General features: G+C 42.3%; 8 protein-coding genes. 2 read left to right on the forward strand and 6 right to left on the reverse strand.

Annotation, left to right across the window (positions count from 1 at the left end):
* Positions 1–138 precede the first annotated feature (138 nt).
* Positions 139–1,041, forward strand: coding sequence for a sulfite exporter TauE/SafE family protein (locus tag E5A76_RS16555; protein ID WP_107164975.1), 903 nt, complete (start codon positions 139–141; stop codon positions 1,039–1,041).
* Positions 1,042–1,071: 30 nt separating this feature from the next.
* On the opposite strand, the gene lpxH is transcribed toward E5A76_RS16555, so the two are convergent.
* Complete coding sequence (gene lpxH, locus E5A76_RS16560) at positions 1,072–1,812, reverse strand: UDP-2,3-diacylglucosamine diphosphatase (RefSeq protein ID WP_161119595.1); 741 nt, start codon at positions 1,810–1,812, stop codon at positions 1,072–1,074.
* A gap of 46 nt (positions 1,813–1,858) precedes the next feature.
* Positions 1,859–2,353, reverse strand: a complete 495-nt coding sequence (locus tag E5A76_RS16565; RefSeq protein ID WP_161119596.1) for a peptidylprolyl isomerase — start codon at positions 2,351–2,353, stop codon at positions 1,859–1,861.
* 201 nt (positions 2,354–2,554) lie between these two features.
* On the opposite strand from E5A76_RS16565, the gene cysS reads away from it, so the two are divergent.
* The gene (gene cysS / locus E5A76_RS16570; protein WP_008986593.1) at positions 2,555–3,937 is read left to right on the forward strand and encodes a cysteine--tRNA ligase; all 1,383 of its coding nucleotides are present in this window, start codon (positions 2,555–2,557) and stop codon (positions 3,935–3,937) included.
* A gap of 56 nt (positions 3,938–3,993) precedes the next feature.
* Here the strand turns inward: cysS and E5A76_RS16575 are convergent, their stop codons facing one another.
* The 4 genes from E5A76_RS16575 to E5A76_RS16590 all read right to left on the reverse strand — a co-directional run bounded on the left by E5A76_RS16575 (position 3,994) and on the right by E5A76_RS16590 (position 9,051).
* A complete protein-coding gene (locus E5A76_RS16575) occupies positions 3,994–4,875 on the reverse strand; it encodes a mechanosensitive ion channel family protein (protein WP_053988420.1) in 882 nt (293 codons plus the stop codon).
* Positions 4,876–7,233 carry an ATP-binding protein gene (locus tag E5A76_RS16580; protein WP_161119597.1) on the reverse strand — a complete coding sequence of 786 codons (2,358 nt, stop codon included), beginning with the start codon at positions 7,231–7,233 and terminating at the stop codon, positions 4,876–4,878.
* 150 nt (positions 7,234–7,383) lie between these two features.
* Complete coding sequence (locus E5A76_RS16585; protein ID WP_053988418.1) at positions 7,384–8,202, reverse strand: ion transporter; 819 nt, start codon at positions 8,200–8,202, stop codon at positions 7,384–7,386.
* A gap of 210 nt (positions 8,203–8,412) precedes the next feature.
* Positions 8,413–9,051 carry a YchE family NAAT transporter gene (locus E5A76_RS16590; RefSeq protein WP_053988417.1) on the reverse strand — a complete coding sequence of 213 codons (639 nt, stop codon included), beginning with the start codon at positions 9,049–9,051 and terminating at the stop codon, positions 8,413–8,415.
* Positions 9,052–9,240: the final 189 nt, after the last annotated feature.

Here is a 9,240-nt window from a genome sequence, read left to right on the forward strand (position 1 = left end):
GTATTTGGTGAGAGAATAAAAATGGTCAGGAGTACATTTTAGCGTCATAATGGCAATCGCTATCGGATGCTTGTCATTTATTCTTGAGTTATCTGATTTACCCTTTGAATATTCTGTTAAATCCTATTTGTGCAACTTATGTCTATATTTACCTTGATACAAGCGGGATTGCTTGTTGGTGGTAGTGTTTTTATTGTGATGCTGATTAGAGCATGGCGAAGAAACCGGAAGCAGGAAGCAGATACACGTATTATTCCCGTCGCCTTGATTGGTGGTTTTGCAAACTTCTGTGACACTCTTGGTGTTGGAAGTTTCGCTATTATGACAGCAGGTTATAAACAATTTAAGCTTATTGACGATCAGGTGCTACCCGGTACGTTAAATTGCCAAGCCGTTTTAGCAACGGTCGTGCAGGCTCTCATATTTCTTACTGCTGTTAATGTAGATTCGGTTACTTTACTTAGCTTGGTTGTTGCGGCCTGTTTAGGTGCGACGGTCGGTGCACGATTAGTATCGAACTGGGATCGCCAGCTTATTCGTATTGTAATGAGTGGTGCTTTGCTGGTGGTAGCAGGCTTAATGCTAGCGGGTCAGTTAAAGCTATTCCCACTTGGCGGTACCAGCTTAGGCTTAACAGGGTGGAAGTTGGCAGTCGGTATTGCCGGTAACTTCTTATTTGGCGCATTAATGACGGTTGGTATCGGTTTATATGCACCATGTATGACGATGATCTACATGTTGGGTATGAATCCGTTAGCGGCATTCCCTGTGATGATGTGCTCATGTGGCTTCTTAGGTTTCTTCTCGGCAGGTGGTTTCCTTCGCCGCAATAAGATCAACAGTCGAGCATCTGTTGCAGTCGCAATTACAGGTCCTATTGGAGTGGTGATTGCAGCATATCTAGTGAAATCACTGGATATGAAGGTATTAGCATGGCTAGTGTGCGGTGTGGTGCTTTACACCTCAATTACTATGTATCGTTCTTGGGCTACTGATAGAAAGCAGCTGAAGAACGTGAATGTTGAACAAAAGACAGCATAAAAGAAAAGGTACGCTCGATGCGTACCTTTTTTATTGGCACTGACTTTGATCAAAAGCGCGGGTTTCTAACTGATAACCATCAGGAGTAACGACAAGTACAGAGCCATGCTCGTACCAATCACCCAGCACAATACGTGTCGCAGGTTTATCATCAACGGTGAGGGAGTGGATATCAGGTCGGTGAGTATGACCATGGATCATTTGATCAACATGAAACTCTTCCATTACACGAACCACTTCACTGGCTGTTACATCCATGATGGATTGGCTTTTCATCTGATTATTTTTGCTGCTGTTGTTTCTAAATTTCTCGCCAATTTGGATTCGTTTAGAAAGTGGGATACGGAAAAATAACCATTGAATGAACTTGTTGTGTACTTTTTTGCGGTAACGTTGATACGCTTCATCTTCAATACACAGCGTATCACCATGTAAGATCAGCGTTGGTTTCCCATAAAGATCAACTACCGAGTGTTCAGGTAATAGCTGAACCCCTGTTTGCTGACTAAAACGTTTTCCGATCAGAAAATCACGATTACCGTGAACAAAGTAACAAGGGATGCCCGAATCTGTCAGTGTCTTAAAAGCCTGTTTGATTTGCTGTAAGAAAGGGGACTCTTCATCATCACCGATCCACATTTCAAACAGATCTCCAAGCACATATAAAGCATCGATATTAGCGGTATCCTCTGCCATAAAACGCAGAAAACAATCCGTCATATCAGGGCGGCTAGCACTTAAGTGCAGATCTGAAATAAATAGTGTCGTCATATGAAAAAAGGGTAGCAGATCGCTACCCTTGATAAATAAAGAAGACTTATTCTTCGATTGTTACGTTTTCGATAACAACATCTTCAACTGGCACGTCAGAGTGGTAACCGTGACGACCAGTTTTCACTGCCTTGATCTTGTTAACAACGTCCATACCTTCAACAACAGTACCGAATACACAGTAGCCCCAGCCACTCATGTTTTCGCCAGTGAAGTCTAGGAAGTTGTTGTCTTTAACGTTGATGAAGAACTGAGAGCTTGCAGAGTGAGGAGCATTAGTACGCGCCATTGCAAGTGTACCTGTCTTGTTGCTAAGACCGTTGTTTGCTTCGTTCTTGATTGGTGCACGTGTTTCTTTTTCTTCCATACCCGGTGCCATGCCACCGCCTTGGATCATGAAACCATCGATAACACGGTGGAAAATAGTACCGTTGTAGAAACCATCACGGCAGTATTGAAGGAAGTTTGCACATGTCTCAGGTGCTTGTTCTTCGAATAGGTTAATTTGGATGTCACCAAAATTTGTGTGAAGGGTAATCATGATCTTTTCCTTAATGGAGTATTTTCTTTTAAGTGTCGAATATTAACTTACCATAGCCTGCTCAGACAAACATTACCCGATCAATCGTTGACTAATTGCTAAAATAGCATTCAGCAAAGGATTTTCCTTGCCAACAAAAGGCATAAAAGGTGTAATTACCTTTCTAAATTTGTAACCCCATAATATGAGTAATGAAGAGACATGTTAAAGATCTATAACTCGCTCACACGACAGAAAGAGGCATTCACCCCAATCCAGCCTGGTAAAGTAGGCATGTACGTCTGTGGAGTAACGATCTACGATTTGTGTCACATTGGACACGGCCGTACGTTTGTATCTTTTGACGTGGTTTCTCGTTACCTTCGCTATTCTGGTTACGATCTAACTTTCGTACGTAATATCACTGACATCGATGACAAGATCATCAAGCGTGCTGCTGAAAATGGCGAAAGTTGTGAATCATTAACTGAACGTTTGATCGGTGAAATGCATGCAGATTTCGATGCATTAGGTATGAAACGTCCAGACGTTGAGCCACGTGCGACACAGTTTATTGCAGAAATTATCGCCCTTTGTGAGCGTTTAATTGAGCGTGGTTTTGCATATGTTGCATCAAATGGCGATGTGATGTTTGAAGTGAGTAAGTTTGAAGATTACGGTCGTTTATCTAAGCAAGATCTTGATCAGCTTCAAGCTGGCGCACGTGTTGATATCGAAACGGCGAAGCGTAGCCCACTCGACTTCGTACTATGGAAAATGTCTAAGCCAGGTGAACCTACATGGGAATCACCATGGGGTCCAGGTCGTCCAGGTTGGCACATTGAATGTTCAGCAATGAACTCTGCAATCTTAGGCGATCACTTTGATATTCACGGTGGTGGTTCAGATCTTCAGTTCCCACACCACGAAAATGAAATCGCACAATCTTGCTGTGCACACGACACTCAGTATGTAAATACTTGGATGCACAGTGGCATGGTAATGGTTGATCGCGAGAAAATGTCGAAGTCATTAGGTAACTTCTTCACGATTCGTGATGTATTAAACCACTACGATCCTGAAACGGTACGTTACTTCCTAATGTCTGGTCACTACCGTAGCCAGCTAAACTACAGCGAAGAGAACCTGAAACAAGCACGTTCTGCACTAGAGCGTCTATACACATCACTTCGTGGTCTTGATACGTCTGTTGAAGCGGCTGGTGGTGAAGAGTTTGTAGCTCGCTTTAAAGAAGCAATGGATGATGATTTCAACACGCCTGAAGCTTACTCTGTGCTATTTGATATGGCGCGTGAAATTAACCGTCTGAAAGCTGACGACGTAGCGGCGGCATCGGTATTAGGTGCACGTATGCGTGAGCTTGCTGATGTGCTAGGTCTGCTATCTCAAGAGCCTGAAACTTTCCTACAAGGTGGTGCAGGTGAAGATGATGATGTGGCAGAAATTGAAGCATTGATCCAACAACGTCTTGATGCGCGTGCAGCAAAAGATTGGGCTGCAGCGGATGAAGCGCGCGATAAGCTAATGGCAATGGGTATCATCTTAGAAGATGGTGCACAGGGCACAACATGGCGTCGTAAGTAATTACAACGATTAATAAAAAAACCGAGCGAGATGCTCGGTTTTTTTATATCTGCACTTTATGCGCTTTTTAGTGCAATCGTTGGTGGTTTGATACCATTGCGGGCAAACTCTTCCATTACACGCAAAGTAATGTCGGTTTCAAATAGCTTTTCATACTTAGTATCAACCACATAGGCTTTACAGGTCAGCATGATAGCTAAATAGTTATCTGTAATAGTTTGCTTCACCAATACTGTTACAGGCTTTGGTAAGTGAATGTAACGGCTTGATGATGCGGCTTCTTGGATCAAATCACGGGCAAGGCGAATGTCTTGATCCATGCTGATGTAAAACGGGATCACTACCTGCATATCTAGTGCACCATAGTTACCACTCACCGTTACTTCACTTAAGAATTTGTTGTTTGGGATAGTGATAATGTCATCGGTCAGGGTACGCATACGTACAGAACGTAAACCAATAGTAATGATGTCGCCATAGTTACCTTCAAAGGTCACGCGATCACCAACTTGGAACGGGCGGTCGATCATTACTGTTAAACCTGCAATGAATGAAGCAGCCAAGTCTTTTAAGGCGAAACCCACAGATACCGCAATCGTACCGCCAATAAGCGCGAGGATACGATCATCAACACGGAAACTCATCATAAATACGGCGATACCTGTCGACATATAAATGAAGAATTGGAAGAAAGATTGCAGCTTTTGTAGCAACATTCGACGCTGAGCAAATTGGCTACTAATACCATCTACCACCGATTGGATAAAACGTAAAAATAGCCATGCAGCACTAACGGTTAAGATAGAAAATAATACGCCACTCCAACGGATCAAGCTTGCAAACTGTTGAAAGCTTTCGATGTTAGGCATGTCATCGGCAAATACTGCAGGAGAAAAGCTGAGCAGCAGTGCACTGAATAAAAACAATAAACGCTTCATTTATTTCACCAATAAGTGCTGACGGTGGAGGACATTAGTAATATGGCGGAACCAGTGATCAGACACTTTTGCCTTATCATCAGACCATTCAATAAAACCACGGCTCTGGAAGTAACGTAGGGTACCAATCACTTCAGAAATACTGAGCTGAGTACATTCTGATAGCTCTTTAGGTGAAGCCACTTCCAATTGAACGATAGAACGCAGTACCGCCAACATAGGTTTAGGCATTTGCTCAAGATCGTCAGATTGTGGTGCTTTAAATAAGCGAACAAGCACTTTATTTGTGTCTTTATCACGTTGCAGTGAGAAACGGAAAAAACGTACCGCAACCGTTGGGTTACCGTCAGAGTAGTCCCATAAAATACGGAAGAAACCACGCTGTGCACGCTCTTCTTCTGTGATGTCATCTTCATCCCACTGGCGAGGTAGCACTAAGCCTTCGAAGCTAATGGCATATTCACCTTCTGAAGAAAAACGAGTTTTTAGGAGATCACCGATTTGTTGTTCGCTCCAGCGTGGCATAAATGTCACTAAATCAAACAGCAAACGCTCGCCACGGGCACGATCGACAAAACGCCAGCATGATTTTTCAATCGCAAACAGTGCGCGGTGGCTCTTACGGCTACGACGCATTAAGTCTGTGATCTTCATTAAATCATTTAAACCACCCACTTTTGGGGTGACTAAGCGTTGAGCGTTATCAATAGCGAATAAATACGTCTCCTCACTATTACGTAAGAAATCGAGGATTGTCGCTTCATCACTGTCTGCGGCTAAACCAAGTTCACTCGCCAATTGTTGTAATAGCTCTGAATAGCCATCGTATGGACAGTTAATATAAATCGGCGTTGCGTTCTTGACTTTATGTAATAAGCGGCGAAGTAGGGTTGTTGTACCGATACCACGTTCACCTGATACCACACAAACAGCGGGTTTATCTGTTAGTACATAACCTGATAGCTGCTTAATTTCATCAATAGCATAGTCTTCGATGATTGGGCTATCATCACTGCCTGGCGTGACATAATCATAGGTAGCAGTACCTTTAATACGTACCATGTTTAGCTGTTCACGTGCCGTTTCTGTTTGCTTGGCAACTTCAATACGGAATAAGTAAGCTAAGGCGTGGCGGAAGAAAATGTACTTCGATAAGTTGGCAACCAATGTATGTTGGAAGCGACGTAATGTCAGCCATACTGCACCAAGTGCTGTTGCTGGAATTGACAGTAAGAATTTATCTTTATGATTAACCGCCCACTTAATAGAGATAGGCATGTGTGGAACGTCTTCAAGACGCTTAAACACAATGTGTCGCCAGCGGCGAAGTGTTACTAACGTTAGTAGAATAAAGCCAAAGAAAATAACTGACCAAATCCAAGCGTAAATCGTACCTTGACCTAATGTACGGGCAGAGATCTGCAAGATCACACCTGCTGCAATAAATCCCCATACGTACTGACGAATCGTTGATAGGCGCAGTGCAACCACTTCGGTATCACTGTTGTTGATACTGTTACGACGTGCAAACTCAAGAATAAAGCGAACAGCAATTGAGCCACCTAGGATCCACCAAGTGAATATTTCTAAGTAAATTAAGTGATGCAAGCTCGGTAATTGAGAAACAATGCGTAGCGATAACGTGATTGCAATTAACCAACCAATTGGACGATGTGCGCGGCTGATGTACCAAATAGCACGGAAGATCAGATTAGGATGTGGATTGCTTTCTAATTGTGTTTCACGGAAATGCTCAATTAAACGCGCACTGTTACGTTGCCACCAGAATAGTAGGAATAAAATACCGCAAACTTTCAGTGCCACCATTAAGACAGGGACAGGTGAGATCCACATATCCTGTAGTAACCCTTGGAAACTACGTAGTTGGTATAGCGCCATGTACTGCAAGTTAAGCGCAGTAATAGACAGCTCTAATTTGAACTGTTGGACACCAAATGGACCAAACCCCGTTACTTTGTCTTGAATTGCCGATGAGCTTAGATCAAGTAAACGTTCTTTATCTTGGCTAATACTGAGCAGTGAGCTGTAGACAGAAGACAGCTTCTTCCATGCTTGCTCTTTATCATCACTATTATGATAAGCAGTCAACGCCGCAGCAAGTAACTTACGGTGTTGCGCTTGCTGTGACAGGGTTTTTGATAGCAGTGAGTTAACTTTTCGAACATCATTTTTGGTAAATAAATGCTGATCGGGCAGCGCATCAATCGCGGTATGAATTTGCGTCGCAGCAGGTGTTAATTCTGGCTGATTATTATCAAAAAGCGTTAAGCTGGCTGAGGCTGGCGTACTGAAGATCAGTATCAAGCTACAGAGTAATGAATATATGGTTAATCGCATTAATCTTTACTATTTCCCAAAATGATGAAGATAAATGTAGACCATATAAGATGATGATTTGATTGATGTTATAAAAACACGGTTCAGATCACGTCTTATAGATCAAATGGTTAATGTGAAAGCCATTTAAAATGGCAAGCTGAAATTGATTTAAATTTGATCTGGTAACTGAGTACCACATTTTTTGCAGTAATCAGCATCTAACTCGTGACCGCTGGTGGCACAGTTTGGACAGCGCCTTAAGTTACGAGTCGTTTTCATTTCTTGATTGAGCTCTGCGGTCAAAATACCAGTAGGTACTGCCAAGATGGAGTAACCAAGTAACATGGTGAGTGATGCTAACGCTTTACCCATAACGGTTTGTGGCACGATATCGCCATAACCGACGGTCGTAATGGTGACAATTGCCCAATAAATACTTTTTGGGATACTAGTAAAGCCATTTTCAGGACCTTCAATTAAAAACATCAAAGAGCCAAATACCGTAACCAGGATTAACACTGAGCTGAAGAAAACAAAGATCTTGCGTTGAGCATGACGTAATGAACGCAAAAGGATATTGGAGTCTTGTAAGAATCGCGCCAGCTTTAGTACACGGAAAATACGTAACACACGGATCAAACGAACAATCAATAAGTAGTTTGAGCCTGGAATAAAGAATGAGATATAAGCAGGGACTATGGCAATTAAGTCAATAATGCCATAGAAACTACGGGCGTAAGCAAGCGGTCTTGGCGAACAATATAGACGTAAAACATATTCAATGGTGAATAGAATCGTAAAGAACCATTCAGCCCCGAGTAAGGCGGTCGAGAATTTTGATTCGATACTAGAGACTGATGAAATGATCAGAATGAGTTCAGAGCTAATGATGGCAATGATTAAGCCAATATCAAATAGCTGACCTGCGCGTGTCGAAGTGCCGAAAATAATTTGATAGAGGCGTTGTCTTGGTGTCAGTTTAATCATAATAGGGTGTCAGTTAACGAAATACATAAACCATGCTATGGCTATTTTATTTTGCATGGCGTATTAAACAGCAGAGTAGTATAGCAAATTAAACACTGACAAGATGAGTAAATGACGCTGAGAAAGGCTGAGAAATGAAAAGTCCCGGAAATTCCGAGACTTTATCTTTAATTATTAACTTTATTTAGTGATGCGATGGTGCGTTCAGGCTTATACCAAGCCAGGTAACATCACTTTCAAGCCGTTAATGATAAATTCGATACCTAGAGCCGCTAGGATCAAACCCATGATACGAGTGATCACGTTAATGCCGGTTTGACCAAGGAAACGTACAATCAGAGGTGCTGAACGGAATAGTAACCAACAGCCAAAAGCAAACACAACAATAGTAATAGCGATACCAATTGTTGTTGTCATTCCCGGATATTTTGAACCGTAAACAATGGTTGAACTGATAGCACCAGGTCCAGCCATTAACGGCATTGCAAGTGGCACTACACCGACTTGTTCACGAATCGCAGATTCTGATTTCTCTTCTTTATTCTGCTTCACCTCACCAATCTTACCGCTCATCATCGAAAAGGCGATGCTAAGCAGTAGCAAACCACCGGCTACGCGGAAAGAGTCTATAGAAATACTAAATAAATCCAGTAAGTGCTGACCAGCAATCAAGGCGACGACCAGAATAATGGCAACAGCAATGTTGGTGGTAAGGGCGGTTTTATTTCGCTCCTCAGGTGTCATAGAACCTGTTAATGAAACAAAAACAGGCATGATCCCAACTGGGTTTACGGTTGCAAAAAGACCGACAAGAAAATGTAAAAATATTCCTATTTCAATGGCTTGCATGATTTTCTCTGTTGTTTGGCGCTAAGTGTAAGTCGTTAGAGATGCGTAAGTGAATACACTTGATCTCTGCGTTAAATGGCCTCGTATATAAGGCATAGTTAATGGATTCATCTTCAATCTGTAGTTAATTAGGCTTTGTGCCTCTATCTAGTCAGCATAAATAAATACAAAGATTGCACATAGTTGATA

The organism is Photobacterium lucens (assembly GCF_009873615.1).
Lineage (GTDB): Bacteria > Pseudomonadota > Gammaproteobacteria > Enterobacterales > Vibrionaceae > Photobacterium > Photobacterium lucens.

Bases quoted from the DNA above. Each gene is read 5' to 3' on its own strand.
- E5A76_RS16555 (WP_107164975.1), top strand. From the start codon at position 139: ATGTCTATATTTACCTTGATACAAGCGGGATTGCTTGTTGGTGGTAGT.
- lpxH (WP_161119595.1), bottom strand. From the start codon at position 1,812: ATGACGACACTATTTATTTCAGATCTGCACTTAAGTGCTAGCCGCCCT.
- E5A76_RS16565 (WP_161119596.1), bottom strand. From the start codon at position 2,353: ATGATTACCCTTCACACAAATTTTGGTGACATCCAAATTAACCTATTC.
- cysS (WP_008986593.1), top strand. From the start codon at position 2,555: ATGTTAAAGATCTATAACTCGCTCACACGACAGAAAGAGGCATTCACC.
- E5A76_RS16575 (WP_053988420.1), bottom strand. From the start codon at position 4,875: ATGAAGCGTTTATTGTTTTTATTCAGTGCACTGCTGCTCAGCTTTTCT.
- E5A76_RS16580 (WP_161119597.1), bottom strand. From the start codon at position 7,233: ATGCGATTAACCATATATTCATTACTCTGTAGCTTGATACTGATCTTC.
- E5A76_RS16585 (WP_053988418.1), bottom strand. From the start codon at position 8,202: ATGATTAAACTGACACCAAGACAACGCCTCTATCAAATTATTTTCGGC.
- E5A76_RS16590 (WP_053988417.1), bottom strand. From the start codon at position 9,051: ATGCAAGCCATTGAAATAGGAATATTTTTACATTTTCTTGTCGGTCTT.